This is a genomic window from Amycolatopsis ultiminotia (assembly GCF_039536925.1).
Taxonomy (GTDB): domain Bacteria; phylum Actinomycetota; class Actinomycetes; order Mycobacteriales; family Pseudonocardiaceae; genus Amycolatopsis; species Amycolatopsis ultiminotia.
On the sequence record NZ_BAAAZN010000003.1, the window covers coordinates 79,192 to 95,709 of the forward strand.

The 16,518-nt window shown below is 68.5% G+C and carries 12 protein-coding genes; 11 read left to right on the plus strand and 1 reads right to left on the minus strand.

Going from position 1 to position 16,518, the window contains the following annotated elements; all coding sequences use genetic code 11:
* Positions 1-85 precede the first annotated feature (85 nt).
* The 11 genes from pdhA to ABD793_RS08145 all read left to right on the plus strand — a co-directional run bounded on the left by pdhA (position 86) and on the right by ABD793_RS08145 (position 15,030).
* Positions 86-1,348, plus strand: coding sequence for a pyruvate dehydrogenase (acetyl-transferring) E1 component subunit alpha (pdhA, locus tag ABD793_RS08095; RefSeq protein WP_344857106.1), 1,263 nt, complete (start codon positions 86-88; stop codon positions 1,346-1,348).
* Positions 1,345-2,337 carry an alpha-ketoacid dehydrogenase subunit beta gene (locus ABD793_RS08100; protein ID WP_344858068.1) on the plus strand — a complete coding sequence of 331 codons (993 nt, stop codon included), beginning with the start codon at positions 1,345-1,347 and terminating at the stop codon, positions 2,335-2,337. Before pdhA ends, ABD793_RS08100 begins: the two co-directional genes overlap by 4 nt.
* Positions 2,338-2,353: 16 nt before the next feature.
* A complete protein-coding gene (locus tag ABD793_RS08105; RefSeq protein WP_344857110.1) occupies positions 2,354-3,760 on the plus strand; it encodes a dihydrolipoamide acetyltransferase family protein in 1,407 nt (468 codons plus the stop codon).
* Positions 3,761-3,948: 188 nt separating this feature from the next.
* Positions 3,949-7,734, plus strand: a complete 3,786-nt coding sequence (locus ABD793_RS08110; RefSeq protein WP_344857113.1) for a Pls/PosA family non-ribosomal peptide synthetase — start codon at positions 3,949-3,951, stop codon at positions 7,732-7,734.
* A gap of 68 nt (positions 7,735-7,802) precedes the next feature.
* Positions 7,803-8,402, plus strand: coding sequence for a TetR/AcrR family transcriptional regulator (locus ABD793_RS08115; RefSeq protein ID WP_344857116.1), 600 nt, complete (start codon positions 7,803-7,805; stop codon positions 8,400-8,402).
* Between the two features lie 20 nt (positions 8,403-8,422).
* Positions 8,423-10,351 carry an ABC transporter ATP-binding protein gene (locus ABD793_RS08120; RefSeq protein ID WP_344858071.1) on the plus strand — a complete coding sequence of 643 codons (1,929 nt, stop codon included), beginning with the start codon at positions 8,423-8,425 and terminating at the stop codon, positions 10,349-10,351.
* A 375-nt stretch (positions 10,352-10,726) separates the two neighbouring features.
* Positions 10,727-11,650 carry an alpha/beta fold hydrolase gene (locus tag ABD793_RS08125; protein ID WP_344857120.1) on the plus strand — a complete coding sequence of 308 codons (924 nt, stop codon included), beginning with the start codon at positions 10,727-10,729 and terminating at the stop codon, positions 11,648-11,650.
* Between the two features lie 94 nt (positions 11,651-11,744).
* Positions 11,745-12,329, plus strand: a complete 585-nt coding sequence (locus ABD793_RS08130; protein ID WP_344857124.1) for an ABC transporter ATP-binding protein — start codon at positions 11,745-11,747, stop codon at positions 12,327-12,329.
* 61 nt (positions 12,330-12,390) lie between these two features.
* Positions 12,391-13,575, plus strand: coding sequence for a hypothetical protein (locus ABD793_RS08135; protein WP_344857127.1), 1,185 nt, complete (start codon positions 12,391-12,393; stop codon positions 13,573-13,575).
* 439 nt (positions 13,576-14,014) lie between these two features.
* A complete protein-coding gene (locus tag ABD793_RS08140; RefSeq protein WP_344857130.1) occupies positions 14,015-14,515 on the plus strand; it encodes a P-loop NTPase family protein in 501 nt (166 codons plus the stop codon).
* A 44-nt stretch (positions 14,516-14,559) separates the two neighbouring features.
* On the plus strand, positions 14,560-15,030 hold the full coding sequence (locus ABD793_RS08145; RefSeq protein WP_344857133.1) for an FxsA family protein: 471 nt from the start codon (positions 14,560-14,562) through the stop codon (positions 15,028-15,030).
* Between the two features lie 965 nt (positions 15,031-15,995).
* On the opposite strand, the gene ABD793_RS08150 is transcribed toward ABD793_RS08145, so the two are convergent.
* Complete coding sequence (locus tag ABD793_RS08150; RefSeq protein ID WP_344857136.1) at positions 15,996-16,451, minus strand: very short patch repair endonuclease; 456 nt, start codon at positions 16,449-16,451, stop codon at positions 15,996-15,998.
* Positions 16,452-16,518: the final 67 nt, after the last annotated feature.

The following is a 16,518-nucleotide window of genomic DNA, read 5'->3' on the forward strand; positions in this document are numbered from 1 at the left end:
CCCGGGGCTACCGGTCGCCGCCGGTGCAGTCGCTGTGGCCGCCACAAGCGGCCGTCAGCGGTGCCGACACCGAGGAGAACAACGCATGCCGTCCGAACGATGGACGCACCCGGAACCTGGAGACGGCCCGGCCGCGATCGCGGCCCAGCCCTCGCCCGAGCAGGTGATCGCGGGATTGCGCGCAACGAGTGAAGGTGGCGCTGAGCTGACTCAGCTGCTCACCCCCGAAGGCCAGCGGATTCCGTCCGAGCGATTCGACCCCTACGTCGCGGACGTCGACGACGAAACGCTGCGCAACCTCTACCGCGACATGGTGCTGGTGCGCCGCGCGGACCGTGAGGCCAACGCCATGCAGCGCCAGGGCCAGCTGGGCATCTGGGTTCCGCTGCTCGGCCAGGAGGCCGCGCAGGTCGGGTCCGGCCGGGCACTCGAACCCCGCGACATGGCCTTCCCGAGCTATCGCGAGCACGGCGTCGCCTACACCCGCGGGGTCGACATGCGCGATCTGCTCGGCATCTTCCGCTGCACCGACCACAGCGGCTGGGACTACCGGGCGCACGGCTTCCACCCGTACACCATCGTCATCGGCAACCAGGTGCTCAACGCCGCCGGTTACGCGATGGGGCAGAAGTTCGAGGGCCGGGTGGGAAACACAGATGGTGACGGCAATCCTTCCGACACTGACGAAGCCACCATCTGCTACTTCGGTGACGGCGCGACCTCGCAGGGCGACGTGCACGAGGGTTTCGTGTGGGCCGCGGTGTACGACGCGCCGCTGGTGTTCTTCTGCCAGAACAACCAGTGGGCGATCTCCGAGCCGACCGAACGCCAGTCGCGGCTGCCGCTCTATCAGCGCGCCCGTGGCTACGGCTTCCCCGGCATCCGGGTGGACGGCAACGACGTGCTCGCCTGCCTCGCGGTGACCCGGTGGGCACTCGAGCAGTGCCGGCACGGCAACGGCCCGGTGCTGATCGAGGCGTTCACCTACCGGATGGACGCGCACACCACCACCGACGACCCCACCCGTTACCGGCTCTCCGACGAGCTGGAGGAGTGGAAGCTGAAGGACCCGATCGAGCGGGTACGCGCCTACCTCGCCCGCGGCGGCGGCGCCGACCACGACTTCTTCGACCAGGTCCAGGCCGAGGCCGACGAGTTCGCCGCACAGCTGCGCGAGCACACGTTCAACATGCCGGAACCGCCGCCGGAACGGATCTTCGCCAACGTGTACGCCGAGCCTTCACCGGTGCTCGATGCACAGCGCGAGGAGTACCTGTCCTATCTCGACGGTTTCACGGCCGAAGAGCCGCTTGCGGGCTCGGGCATCCACAATCGGGGTGAGCACTGATGGACCTGCAGAAGCTCACCATCGGCAAGGCGCTCAACCTCGGTCTCCGGCATGCCATGGAGCAGGACCCGAAGGTCCTGATCATGGGGGAGGACGTCGGCAAGCTCGGCGGCGTCTTCCGGATCACCGACGGACTGCAGAAGGACTTCGGCGAACAGCGCGTGCTGGACACCCCGCTGGCCGAATCGGGCATCATCGGCACCGCGGTCGGCCTCGCCGTACGCGGATTCCGGCCGGTCTGCGAGATTCAGTTCGAGGGCTTCATCTTCCCCGGCTTCGACCAGATCTCCTCGCAGCTGGCCAAACTGCACTACCGCACCCAGGGCAAGGTCAAGATGCCGGTGGTGATCCGGGTTCCCTTCGGCGGCGGGATCGGCGCGGTGGAGCACCATTCCGAATCGCCGGAATCGCTGTTCGCGCACATCGCCGGGCTCAAGGTGGTCTCGATCTCGAACGCGGCGGACGCGTACTGGGGCATCCAGGAGGCGATCCGCTCCGACGATCCGGTCATGTTCTTCGAGCCCAAGAAGCTGTACCACTCGGGCGCGCTGAAGATGGAGATCGACACCGAGACCTCGCCGGGCCGCGTGTTCGGCTCGCACGTGGTGCGTGCGGGCACGACCGCGACAGTGGTCGCCTACGGCCCGTCGGTGAAGGTGGCGCTCGACGCCGCCGCGGCGGCCGAGGACGAGGGCAAGTCACTGGAAGTCATCGACCTGTGCACGCTCTCCCCGCTCGACCTCGGCCCGGTGTTCGAGTCGGTGCGCAAGACCGGACGGCTCGTCGCGGTCAGCGAGGCGCCCCTGGAATCGTCGCTGACCTCGGAAATTGCGGCCAGGGTGCAGCAGGAGTGCTTCTACTCCCTGGAGTCCCCAGTCCTGCGCGTGGCCGGTTTCGACACGCCGTACCCGCCGGCGAAGCTCGAGGAGCACTACCTCCCCGACCTCGACCGGGTACTGCACGCTGTCGACCGCTCACTCGCCTGGTAAGGGGGTTCCTTCCGATATGCCCGAATACAAACAATTCCCCCTGTCCGACACGGCGGAGGGGCTGACCGAGGCCGACATCCTCGCCTGGCGCGTGCAGCCGGGCGATCCGGTCACGGTCAACCAGATCGTGGTGGAGATCGAGACCGCGAAAGCGGCCGTCGAGCTGCCCATCCCGTGGGCCGGTGTGGTCACCGAACTGCACGTGGAACCGGGGCAGACGGTGGAGGTCGGCACGCCGATCCTGACCATGGACGTCGATCCGGACGGCAAGGCTGCTCCGGCTGCTGCGGCCACGGCTGCGGCCACGGCTGCGACTGCGGAGCAACCCGCCGAGGAGGAGATGAAGCCGCTGGTCGGCTACGGCTCCAAGACGGTGGCGACCAAACGGCGGGCGCGTACGGGTTCGGTGCCCGCGGCACCGGCTGCCGCTGCTCCGGTGGCTGCCGCTCCGGTGGCTGCCGCTCCGACTCCGGCTGCGGCTGCTCCGGTGGCTGCTGCCGCGCCGGCGGCCGTTGCTCCGGCTCCCGCTTCGGAGAAGCCGCGCGGCGGGTACGTGCCGCTGGCCAAGCCGCCGGTCCGCAAGCTCGCCAAGGACCTTGGCGTGGACCTGTACGCACTCACCGGCAGCGCGGACGGCGGTGTGATCACCAGGGCGGACGTCGAGCAGGCAGCCAACGGCTCGGCCCCTGCGGAGTCCACTGTGGACACCGGATACGATCCGGCCACGCGGGAGCGGCGCGTGCCGATCAAGGGTGTCCGCAAGGCCACCGCGGCGGCGATGGTGCGCAGCGCCTACACCGCACCGCACGTCACCGAGTTCCTCACCCTCGACGTCACGCCGATGATGGAACTGCGCGAAAAGCTCAAGAAGTCCAGGGAATTCGGCGGGGTCAAGCTGACGCCGCTCGCGTTCGCGGCAAAAGCCGTGTGCCTGGCGGTGCAGCGCACTCCGGACATCAACGCGGTGTGGGACGAAGCGGCACAGGAGATCGTCTACAAGGAATACGTGCATCTCGGCATCGCCGCCGCGACCCCGCGTGGGCTCGTGGTGCCGAAGATCAGGGACGCGGACGCGATGTCGCTCAAGGAGCTGGCCCTCGCGCTGACCGACCTCACCGACACCGCACGCGAGGGTAAAACCACGCCGGCGGCCATGCTGAACGGGACCTTCACGATCAGCAACGTCGGGGTCTTCGGCGTCGACACCGGTACGCCCATCATCAATCCGGGCGAGTCGGCAATCCTCGCGGTCGGGGCGATCCGCGACACCCCGTGGGTGGTGGACGGGCAGCTGCAAGTCCGCAAGGTGATGCAGCTCTCGCTGAGCTTCGACCACCGGGTGATCGACGGACAGCAGGGTTCGGAATTCCTCGCCGACGTCGGTGCACTGCTCGCCGATCCGGCCGTCGCCATCACCTACTGACGCGACCAGCACATTTCGGCAGGCGGGCAGCCGGTCCGCCTGCCGAAATGTGTGCTGCGGGTGAAAATACCGCCGGACAACGGCTTCGCTGCACAGCCGAGGCACAGCGGTCTGTCAGATTCGGGACAGGAAACGATCTTACGTTGGAAACGTAAGCGATCACCGACGCAGTTCGGGAGTTTCCGCACATGGGCAGTCCCGCCTCCACCCATCCTGAAATCCGCCCGCCGGGACTGGAACCACCGCCACCGGCCCGCACCCTCCTCGACATCCTCTCCGCGACCATCGCACGACACCCGAACGCACCCGCGCTCGACGACGGCACCAGCAGGCTGAGCTACCGGACGCTGGCCGACCGCGTCGACCAAGGGGCACGCCGACTCCGTTCGCACGGTATCGGGCCGGGTGACCGGGTCGGAATTTCCCGCCCGTCCGGACAGGTCGAGCTGTATCTCGGCATTCTGACCGTGCTCGCAGCCGGTGCGGCCTATGTTCCGGTCGACTTCGACGAAGCACCGGAACGGGCCGAACTGGTCTTCCGGGAAGCCGGGGTGTGCGCCGTGCTGGGGAAGAACCTCCAGCTGCGCCCGGACATCGCACCCGTACACCCGATCCGGCGGCCGCCCTTTCCCGGTGACGACGCATGGATCATCTTCACCTCCGGCTCGACCGGAAAGCCGAAAGGCGTCGCGGTGACCCACCGCTCGGCCGCCGCTTTCGTGGACGCCGAGGCCGGCCTGTTCCTGCGCGGTGGCCGTCCACTCGGCCCCGGAGATCGCGTGCTGGCCGGGCTTTCGGTCGGCTTTGACGCCTCGTGCGAGGAAATGTGGCTGGCCTGGCGGCACGGTGCCTGCCTCGTCACCGCACCGCGCGCGGTCGTGCGGTCGGGTCCGGACCTCGGGCCGTGGCTGGCCACGCACGGGATCACCGTGGTGTCGACGGTTCCGTCACTCGCCGCACTGTGGGCTCCCGAAGCACTCGACGGGGTCCGGCTGCTGATCTTCGGCGGTGAAGCCTGCCCGGCCGAACTGGTCGCCCGCGTCGACGACGGCAGGCGTGAGGTGTGGAACACCTACGGCCCGACCGAGGCGACCGTGGTGTCCACCGCAACCCGCCTGCACGCAGGGGAACCGGTGCGGATCGGCCATCCACTGCCCGGCTGGCAAGTGTCCATCGTGGACGCTCAGGGTCGTCCGGTGGCACCGGGGGAGACCGGGGAGCTGGTGATCGGCGGTGTCGGCCTCGCCCGCTACCTCGACCGCGAAAAGGACGCTGCCGCATACCCGCCGATGCCCGGTCTCGGCTGGGCTCGTGGCTACCGCAGCGGCGACCTGGTCCGCGCCGATCCGGCCGGTCTCGTGTTCGTCGGCCGCGCCGACGACCAGGTGAAGATCGGCGGCAGGCGAATCGAACTCGGCGAGGTCGAGGCCGCGCTGCGCACCCTGCCCGGGGTGTCCGCTGCCGCCGCGGTGGTGCGGGGCGGCACGGTGCTGGTCGGCTACCTGCTGGTGAACGGGCCGTTCGACCAGGCGGCCGCCAGGGCACAGCTGGCCAGGCAACTGCCGCACGGGCTCGTGCCCACCCTGGTCGTCGTTGCGGACTTCCCGCTGACCCCGGCGGGAAAGGTGGACCGCAAGGCACTCCCGTGGCCGCCACCGGCGGCGGAGGAGGGGCACGACGCCGATGTCGCCCCTGCACTGCGGGCGGACTTCGACTGGATTGCCGCACGTTGGCGTGAGCTCTTCGGCCGCACTCCGGGTCCGGCGACGGACTTCTTCGCCGAGGGTGGCACGAGCCTCGCCGCCGCGCAGTTGATTTCGCTGTTGCGAAAACGGTTTCCGTCCGCGGCGATCACCGATGTCTACCGCAACCCGACACCACTCGGGTTGGCCGAACGTCTTGCCGGCAGCGCACCCTCGACGCCGGCCACGACCACCCCGGTCGCTCCGCTGTCCCGCCGGGCGGGCTTCCTGCAGAGCCTGATCTCCGTGGCGTTGCTGTGGATTCCCGGGGTGCGCTGGGCGATCGCAGTGCTGGCGGGCACCGCGGTGTACGACGCACTGACCGGCGACGCGAGCGTTCCCTGGTGGGCGTGGACCGCGCTGGCCGGTGGCCTGCTGGTCACCACGACCAGCGCCGGACGCGTGCTGCTGGCCGCCCTCGGTGCGCGGACACTGCTGGCCGGGGTCCGGCCGGGGCGATACCGCAAGGGCGGCTCGGTCCATTTGCGACTGTGGACAACGGATCGGCTGGCCGCGACGATCGGAGTCGCCGGGCTGCCCGGAACCCCGTGGAACCTGCGCTACGCACGCCTGCTCGGCAACACCGTCGGCAAGGACGTCGACTTGCACACCCTGCCGCCGGTGACCGGCCTCGGCAAGTTCGACGACGGGTGCTCGGTGGAACCTGCCGCCGATCTTTCCGGATGGTGGCTCGATGGCGACACACTCCACATCGGACCGGTCCGGGTAGGAGCGAACGCAACGGTGGGTGCCCGTTCGACACTTCAGCCGGGCACGGTGGTCGCCCCGGGCGGCGTGGTGGAACCCGGCAAATCCGTGTCCGGGGCCGTCGCGGGCGGCACCCCCGTCCAGGAACCGGCACCGCGGCCCGCGCGCTGGCGGTTCGCCTACGCCGTCACCCCGGTGCTGACCGGACTGCTCACCCTGCTCGCCTTCCTGCCGTCCGCGGCGGCCTACACCTGGCTCGACCTTTCCTCGGTGAGCGGGCTGTTCTGGGTGATTCCGGTGCTGGGCCTGGTCACCCTGGTGCTGACCGCCGGATCGACTGCGCTGCTGGTGCGGCTGGTCGGCAGACGGCTGCGGCCGGGTGTGCATCCGGTGTACAGCAGGGAAGGCTGGGCGGCGTGGTTCGTCCAGCGATCGATGACCAGCGTCCGCGACACCGCGTTCCCGCTCTACGCCAGCCTTTTCACCGGGGCGTGGCTACGGTTGCTCGGAGCGCGGATCGGCCGTCGCACCGAGGCGTCCACTGTGGTCGGTCTGCCGCAGCTGATGTCCGTCGGCGCCGGCGCGTTCCTCGCCGATGACTCACACCTCGCGCCGTACCGGATGGCCGGTGGCCGGATGCTGCTCGGCCGGGCGAACGTCGCCGACCGCGCGTTCGTCGGCAATTCGGCGGAGGTGGCAGCCGGCCGGTCGGTGCCGACCGGAGCGCTGATCGGCGTGCTTTCCCAGGCACCCGGCCGTTCCGAAGCAGGCACCTCGTGGCTGGGCCGTCCTGCACTGGCCATCCCGAGGCAGGTCACCAACGCCGGCGCCGAACGCACGTACTCGCCGTCACGGTCGCTGGTGCTGCGCCGGACACTGGTGGAGCTGACCCGGCTGGTGCCGCTCGCGATCACCACGGTGCTCGGCTACGGCGTCTTCACGGTGCTCGAGTTCTTGTCCCAAAACCTCGGCATCGTGGCGATGTTCCTGTTGTCCGGCGCTGTCCTCATCGGTGCCGCACTGGTCGCCGCGGCAGCGTCGGTCACGGCGAAATGGGTGCTCAACGGCCGCGTCCGGCGTGGTGAACATCCACTGTGGAGCTCCTTCGTCTGGCGCAACGAACTGGTCGCGGTCTACCACGAGGAATTGGTCATGCGCTGGTTCGGCGCGACGATGCTCGGGTCGCCGTTGTTCAACGGACTGCTGCGGCTCTACGGAGCACGCATCGGGCGCGGCGTGGTGTGCGAGACGAAGTGGCTGCCGGAGCCGGATCTCGTGCACCTCGGCGACGGCGCCGTGATCAACCGGGGCTGTGTCGTGCAGACGCACCTGTTCCAGGACCGGGTGCTTCGGCTCGGCTCGGTGCACCTCGACGACGGCTCGACGCTCGGCCCGCACACCGTCACGCTGTTCGACACGCACCTGGGCGAGCACAGTTCGGTCGAGGCGAACTCGCTGGTGATGCGCGGGGAGACGGTGCCGGCCCAGCGCCGCTTCGGCGGCAACCCGATCGCACCCCGGTAAGCCCCGAGCGGGGGTCCGTCGAGCTCACCACTTGACGGAGTGAGTACTCACTCCGTACGGTGGCCGGTATGTCAGCCGAGACGAAACGACGGGCCCCCGCGATGGCGCCCGAGGACCGGCGCCAGATGATCGTGCGGGCGGTGCTGCCGCTGGTCGTCGAGCACGGGCGCGCGGTCACCACCAGTCAGATCGCCCGTGCCGCAGGCATCGGCGAGGGCACCATTTTCCGCGCCTTCCAGGACAAGGACGAACTGTTCGACGCGTGCGTGGTCACCGCGCTCGACCCGGGGGAAGCATTGGACATCATCGAGGAGATCCCCCGCGAGGAGCCACTCGAGCGACGGCTGCAGGAAGCGGTCGAAGCCCTCACCGCGCACCTGCAGCGGATGGGCGCGGTGATGGCCGCCGTCCACAAGGGACGTGAGCGGCCGGAGCAGGTGCGCAACCGGCAAGCGCCGAGCGGGGACAGCAGGCGTGCTTCGGTCGAGGCGATGCAGGCCGCGATCGAGCGGCTGTTCGAACCGGACGCAGACCAACTGCGGCTGCCGGTGGACAAGGCCTCCGCACTGTTTCTGACCATGCTGTTCGCGCACGCCCGCCCGATGCCGGGGACAGCGGGGGCGGCCGAGATGATCGACGTCTTCCTGCACGGCGCGGTGCAGGCGTGATCCCCGGCGGTGGCGCCGAGCTGTTCTTCGGCAGGCGCGGCCGTCGCCGTCCACCGCAGTCGGTACCGGACAGCGGGCTGACCGGGCCGGTCGACATCCCGGAGGCGGCGCAACCTCCGGAGCCGAAGGACCTGCGGTCACGGTTCGCGCGGATGCGCACGTCGATCGTCGGCACCGTGCGCGGACTGCCGAAGGTGGCGAGGCTGACCTGGCAGGCCAGTCCGGCTCTGACCATCCTGATCGCACTGGTCACGCTCGTGTCCGGGCTACTGCCGACGGTGACCGCGTACCTCGCCAAGATCCTGCTCGACTCGGTGGTCGCCGCGATCCAGCACCGCGGATCCACCGGCGACATCGTGCGGATCACGCTGTACCAGTTCGCGGTGCTGGCAGCGACCGCGATTACCAGTGCGATCACCACGATCACGCAGTCACTGCTGCAGGAACGGATGACGCTGACCATCCGGAACCAGGTGATGGCGCATGCGAGCAAGCTGCACCTGGCGTATTTCGAGGGCTCCGAGTCCTACGACATGCTCCGCCAGGCCGCACAGGAGGCGCCGAGCCGCCCGTTGTCGATGATGACCTCCGCACTGGGCCTGATCCGGACCACGATCACCTTCGCCAGCATGATCGCGTTACTGGTGTCGATCAGCCCGCTGCTCGCGCTCGTGTCGTTGCTCGCGCCGATCCCGGCGTTCATCTCGCAGTCGAGGTACGGCTCGCGCGCGTTCTGGCTGACCTTCCTGATGTCGCCGATCAAGCGACGGATGGACTACCTGTCCTCTTTGGTCACCACGGACCAGTACGCCAAGGAGACCAAGCTCTTCGGCCTCGGCCCGTACTTCGTGGACCGGTTCCGGAAGCTGGGCCAGGTTGCCTACGAACGGCAGCGGAAACTGACCGTCAACCGCAACGTCGCGGCCACGTCCTGGGGTCTGCTCAGCACGTTCGCCGGTTCGGCGATCGCACTGTACATCGCACTGCAGGCGGTGGGCGGTCAGCTGACCCTCGGCGATCTCGCGCTGTACACCGCGGCCGCGACCTCGGTGCAGACTTCGGTTTCCGGGTTGTTCACAGCATTTTCCGGGATGTACGAGAACAACCTGTACCTGGACACGCTCTACCGGTTCCTGCACACCGAACCGGAGATCGTCGCGCCGGCCCGGCCCCGGCCTTTGCCGTCCACTGTGGATGGTCACATCCGGTTCGAGTCGGTGAGCTTCAGCTACCCCGGGACCGACGAGCCGGCGCTGCACGGCGTGAGCTTCGAGATCCGGCCGGGTGAGACGGTGGCCGTGGTCGGGCGCAACGGCGCGGGCAAATCGACGCTGTTCAAGCTGCTGTGCCGGCTCTACGATCCGACCGCGGGCCGGATCCTGCTGGACGGCGTGGACATCCGCGAGTACGACCCGGACGAACTGCGCACCCGGATCAGCGCGATGTTCCAGGACTACGTGACCTACCAGGGCACCGCTGCGGAGAACATCGGCCTCGGCGACCTGAACCGGCTGACCGATCGCGAGCACATCGTCGACTCCGCCCGCCGTGCCGGCGCCGACGAGCGCATCTCCCGGCTACCCGCCGGTTACGACAGCCCGCTTGGCCGCTGGTTCGATCGGGGCGTGGCACTGTCCGGCGGCGAATGGCAGAAGATCGCACTGGCAAGGGCGTTCCAGCGAGAAGCCGCCATCCTGATCCTGGACGAGCCGACGTCCGCTTTGGACGCACAGGCCGAGCACGAGCTGTTCGCCAGGCTGGCGACCTTGGCCAGCGGCCGCACCACGCTGTACATCTCGCACCGCTTCTCCACCGTCCGCCAAGCCGAGCGGATCCTGTTGCTGGACCACGGCAAGGTCGCCGAATACGGCACCCACGAGGAGCTGATGACCGCCGAGGCAGGTTACGCGGAGCTGTTCACCCTGCAGGCGCAGGCGTACCTCGGTTAGCCGACTCGGGTGTTCCCGCATGGTATTCGCACCGCCATCACCGACCCCGACGGCTACTACCTCGCCAGCGCAGCCGAACTCTGGACATTCAGCAATCGCGGACGTGTGCCCACTCCGCCTGCCTTTCACCGCCGAAACACCACCGCGCCCCCGCCGTAGGGCCTCTGCGTGATCACGTCCCAGACGGCTCGTGCAACCGGTGAGGAAGCCGAGCAGCTCTGCCGCCGATCCGGCGGTCGCGAGCACAGTCCTGCGCACGGCGGCTCCAGAACCGGGCCGATATTGTCCTTACGGAGCCACGTATCCAGGGGTGACTCACCGGGTCCGCCCGCCCTGGCAGATCGACCGGATCCCCGATAACAGGAGTGCGACGGCATGGCGGAAGACACCGCGAGAGCGGCCGCGGCCCCGCTGGGGACGCGCTACAAGGTCTCCGGCGGAGCGATGCTGTTGCACCGCTCTGGCACCGGCGATCCGTCGGTGGTGTTCATGGCCAGCGGCGGGGCGTCTGGCGTGTACTACTGGAACGTGCACAACCTCGTCGCAGAGTTCACCACCAGCGTGATCTACGACCGGCTGGGCCTCGGCTGGAGCGACACGGTGGACCTGCCTCGCAGCGGCACGCAGGTGACCGACGACCTGCACGAGCTGCTGCGCGTCGCGGCTGTGCCCGGCCCGTACGTGCTGGTCGGGCATTCGCTCGGCGGCTTGTACGCGCGGCTTTACGCGAAGCGGTTCGCCGGCGAGATCGCCGGACTGGTCCTGCTCGACCCGACGCACGAGGACATCGTCGACTACCTGCCGGAGGAAAAGGCGCAGCGCCTTCCGGACTCGAACACCGACGATCTGTTCCCGCCCGGGCGGCTGGATGCGATGCGGACCGCATATCGGGCCGCGTTCAGCCGGTCGCTCGCCGGTTGGCCCGCCGAGATCCGCGAACCGCTGCTGGACCGGGGGTTCAGCCGCGGGGGTTACCGGCAGGCCCTGCGGGAGCCGCTGAACCTGCCGCGGCTGTTCGGCGAGGTCCGCGACGCCGGACCCGATCCCGACGTGCCGCTGATCTTCGTGTCTGCCATGGGGACCGACACGATCGCGGAGCAGTTGGTGCCGCCCGAAGCCCACGCCTCGCCGGCCGAGTCCAACCAGACCAAGCACCGGCTGTACACCGACCTGGTCGCGATGCTTCCCCAGGCCCAGATTCGCCGTCTGGACGACGCCGGGCACTCGGACATCACCTGGCTCAGGCCGGACGCCGTCGTTCAGGCAATCCGCGACACGCTGGCGCAGCTAGCCCACTAGCCCATCGCAGCGGGGGTTCGCGCTGGTCGTGCGTGCTAGCGTGGTGCCGGTTGACGTACTTCGTAGTCATGAGTGGGAACGACCGGGGGACGTTGTGCTCATCCGGACTCACGACCTGGGCGTCACGGCCGGCGAGACGGAGCTGTTCAGTGGCCTCGAACTCGCCGTCGGCGGGGGAGAATGCCTCGTGGTCAGCGGCGCCAACGGGGCAGGCAAATCGACCCTGCTGCGGTGCCTCTACGGCAGCCAGGCACCGACCTCGGGGTCGGTTTCCGTCTGTGGCGGGCAGCCGGACGAGCGGTCGGCCCGGTTCCGCCGCCGGGTCTCGGTGGTGTTCGACGATTCGGCGCTGTTCGACGAGCTGACCCCGCGCCAGCACCTCGACCTGCTGAGTCACTCGTTCGGCACGGAGGTCGACCTGGGTCCGGTGCCGGCCCCGGATGTCCCGGCCGCCGAACTGTCCGCAGGCCAGCGGCGTCGGCTGCTGCTGCACGCAGCGGTCGCACGCCCGCATGACGTGCTGCTTCTCGACGAACCCGAACGCGCACTGGACGCCGACGGTCGCGAGTGGCTGGAAGAACTGATCACCACCAGCGTGACTCGTGGCGCTGCAGTCGTCGTGGCAAGTCACCACACTCCGTTGACGGACACGGTGGCGGACTACGTAGTGGCGTTGTGATGGTCTCGAACCGCACTTCGGTGCGCAGCCGCTCGGACGCTCCGACGAACCTGGCGATCCCATGAAGCGCGCCGACGTCGTTCTTTCCCTCGTGGTTGCGGTCGGTGTGTTCGGCTCGCCGTTCTACAACACCGCCTTGGTGCGCGCGCAGCTGATCGGCGACGCGCCGGTGAGCGCGGCGGGCAGTGTGATCGTGTTGTGCACCGGCCTCGCACTGGCATGGCGGGCGACGCTGCATCGCAGTCACCTCTGGACCCACCCCGCGACGCTGACCTGGGCGGACTTCCACGGGAACCGACCGCGAACCCTCACCCGGCGGCTGCTGCGCGGCTGGGCCACCCGCTTCGCCGTGGCTGCGTACTTCTTCCTGGTCTCCGGGATGCTCATCGGCTTCCCTGCCGACGTGGGCGGGGTACTCGTGCTGTACGTCGCGGTGGCCGGGCTGGCGCTGGCGATGGCCCGCCGCGTGCGAATACCCGGGGAAAGCCTGCTACCGCTCGCACTGGCCGTGGCACTGCTTGTTCCACTGTGGACGTTCGCGGTGGTGACCGCGGTGTCAGCGGTGGCGCTGGCGTGGTCCGAGCCGTCCGCCCGCACCGTGTCACGGGGTGAACTGGTGCATGCCTTCACCGAACGCATGGTGCGCCGGACGTCGGCGGCATTCCTGGACGTGTGGGCGTTGCTCCCGGCCGGCCGTCCGGTGCCGTGGCGGAACGCGCTCGCCGGCCGGTTCGTCGTCACCCGTTACGTCGTGACCGGGACTCTCGCCCGCCGGCACGCGCTCGGCCTGCCGGTGTTCCTGGCACTCTCGGTACTCGCGGCGCACGCCACTTTCCCCGCGGTGACGTCTGGATGGCTCCTCGGCCTCGGCGGTTACCTGACGCTGCTGCCGTTCACCGCACCCGTCGCGCAGTTGCATCGGGTGCCCGGCCTGCGCCGCTGGCTGGACGCGTCCGACCTGCGGCTGCACGCCACGACGACCGGTCTGCTGTGCATCCTCGCGCTGATGTGGGCGGGAGTGATCGTGCTGCTCGGCCTGCCGGCTTCGGTGGGCGCGGCGGTGGCAGTGCTGGTCGCGGCGCTGGCCGCGGTCCGGTCGGTGACGCGCGGCCCGCTCGACTTCGGATCGATGGGCATGGTCCTGTACGAGGGGGTGCTGATCCCGGCCGGCCTGCTACGGCAGCTGGTGCGCGGCCCGGACCTGCTGCTACTCGGCCTGGTCGCGGCGAACTTCGTTCCGGTCTGACGCTCGGCGGCTGTGAAAGGTTGTCTTTGCTGCTGGTGGTGGGCATGGGCCTCGTTGCCAACGGTCTTGACACCAGATCGTGGTCATCGCGAGCAGAGGCTCTGCCTGCGGTGTACTCGATCACCGATCGGCCCGAACCGGCGCTGTCCGTTGGACACCACCGACGCCGAGTGGGGTTTGCCGGCACCGCCGACCCGTCCACGGCGTGCACCGCCCGCAAGATCACCGTGTGGATCGTCAAAAAGGACCACAGGGCAAACCGGCTTCGCCGTTCTCCCACCACACTGCGTGGAACAGCCGCTTTCCTGGGGCAGCCAAGCCCGCCGCACGGTCCGTGACTACGAACGCCTCCCCGAGCACTCCGAAACCTTCATCAACTGGCCCACGATCACCATCATGACCCGCCACAAAACCATGACCAGCCGCTAAGCTGCGCGGCGTGGGGCGGCGCATCGCGATCTTCGGAAATTCCGGGAGCGGCAAGTCGACTTTGGCCCGGCGGATCGGCGCGGTACTCGATCTGCCGGTCACCCACCTGGACCAGCTGTACTGGCGTCCCGGCTGGGTGCCCGCGCCGCCGGACGAGTTCCGCTCCGCGGTGGCGGCGGCCGCACGCACGCCGAGCTGGGTGATCGACGGCAACTACAGCCGCACTATGGACCTGCGCCTGCCGCTGGCCGACACGGTGCTCTTCCTGGACGCGCCACGCCGGGTCAGCCTGTACCGAGTGCTCGCGCGGCAGGTTCGGGAGCGCGGCCAGGACACCCAGGCTCCCGGCTGCATCTCGAAGGTCGACGCCGAACTGCTGAGCTGGATCTGGGGGTGGCCGGAGCGCCGGACGCGCCTGCTGGACCGCATCGCCGAGGACGCCCCGTCCGCCCGCCAAGTGCTGCTCCGCACCCCGCGAGAGGTCCGCGCTCTCCTCGCTGACCTGCACTGACAGCAGTCCGGGAGCAAAACGGAAGGCTCGTGCGTTGTACCGGTATGGCTGTCGCGTTCCTGCTCTACGTCATCGCCGAGGTCGCCGCCGTCTGGGCGGTCGGCTCGGCTGTCGGTGTGCTCGCCACGATCGGCCTGCTCATCGCGGGCGCGCTCGTGGGCTCCTGGCTGGCCCGCCGAGAGGGCGGCAAGGCGATGCGCGCCTTCGTCACCACGGCACAGTCCGGCCGCTCCCCGGAGAAGGAACTGACCGACGGCATGCTGGTCGCCGTGGGTGGCGTGCTGATCATGATCCCCGGCTTCGTCAGCGACGTACTGGGCCTGCTCTTCCTGCTACCCCCAACCCGCGCCGTGGCCCGCCGCCTATGGCTGAAACGAGCCGAAAAGCGAGCCATCCGCCACGCAAACCAACGACGCAGCCCAGCAATGGTGGTCGACAGCGAAGTGGTCCCAGAACAACCCCACCAGCAAACCCAACAACACCCGGTGATCGAGGGTCGCATCGTCGAGGGCTAGGACCGGGTTACCCGACATTGGGCAGATAATCCGGGCGGCGGATCTTTAAGCTGACGGCGAAGTGAGGCTTCGGCGGCAATGCTCCTAGTTGCGCCAGCGGACGTAGCCGGGCTACAGCGGCTTCCTGAGCAGGATGGAAGGGCCGTTGCTGCCATTGAGCTTGGCGGAACGCAGCGCCGCGAACTCGCACTCGATCTCCAGTTCAGCCACAAGGCGTTGCTGGTCGTGTAGACCAGCTTGACGCCGTGGCCGACGCGCCAGTTCCTGGCCTCGGTCTTGCCAGTGCGGGCCATCTTCGCGGCGAAGCCCGGGTCGCCGACCGATCTGCCATTTTCGTGCGCTGCCAGGTGATCCTGGCCTTATGCAGGACACGTCGGGTGGCCTCTGCGGACACGATCAACCGCTGGTGTTCACCCAGGTCGCAGCCTGGTCAGGGCTCCACGTGGTGAACGGCTGCCCGAGCGCGCTCGTAGCGGCACGAGCGATAGAGCAGACCAGACCGACGGGTGGCCGGACCGAATGTGGCCAACCACCGTTCCATTGTGGGTCCAACACCGCGAACCCGCTCGTTGGACCATGTAGATCACCACCCGCATGCAGGTCTCGACTACGGCGAACATCACCGAGATCTCGCTCACAGGCCGGCACTGCACCGAAGCCAGGACAACTCCGGCCCCGCACAGCCGGACCCCAGCCGTGTGTTGATCTGGTGATTTTCACCTGCGTTGGGCTTGTCCGGGTTCTCACTCGTGGACGAACACCTCGGGCTGACCAGCCATGGAGCCACCTCCACCGGGCAACCCGCCAGGCGTGATCAGCCTGCCGGCCTGGAGAGACTATCTACCAAGCCAATCTTGTGGGTTGCAGCACTAGGACGTACCGGACCAGCCTCAACGGCGAGACACACCGTCTAACGTTGCTGGTCAGAATCCATTTCACAGCTTAAGCTCGAACGCGTGTTCGCCCTAGAAGATCGCGCTCTCGACGGCCGAAACCGCCTCGGCGAGCGGCACGTGTTCCCAGACGCGGACTACCTGCCATCCAGCATCATGAAGAGCGTCGGTCGCTATGCGATCCCGTTCCATGTTCCGCTGCAACTTGGGCGTCCAGTACCACTCGTTGCTGACCGGTTGCCGTCCGTGTTCGGGGCATACGTGCCAAAAACAGCCATCAACGAACACCGCGACCTTTCGAGCGGTGAAAACAATATCGGGCCGGACACGAAGCCCGTCGAGGACAATCGGAAAGTCCTTGCGATACCGGTAACCCAAACGGTGCAGTTCCTTACGGAGAGCAATCTCCGGTTTGGTGTCGGTCCGACGGTTCGCCCGCATGTTGCGGGAGCGTCCTTCGCTGGCAGCAGCGGGATAACTCTGGCGACGCTGAGCAGCCTCACCAGGTCCAGAGCTTCGTTCAGGCATCAAGCAGGGACCTCAAAGGTGTGGTCATAGCGCCAGATAGTCTCAAGCAACTCTCCACACCGCCACC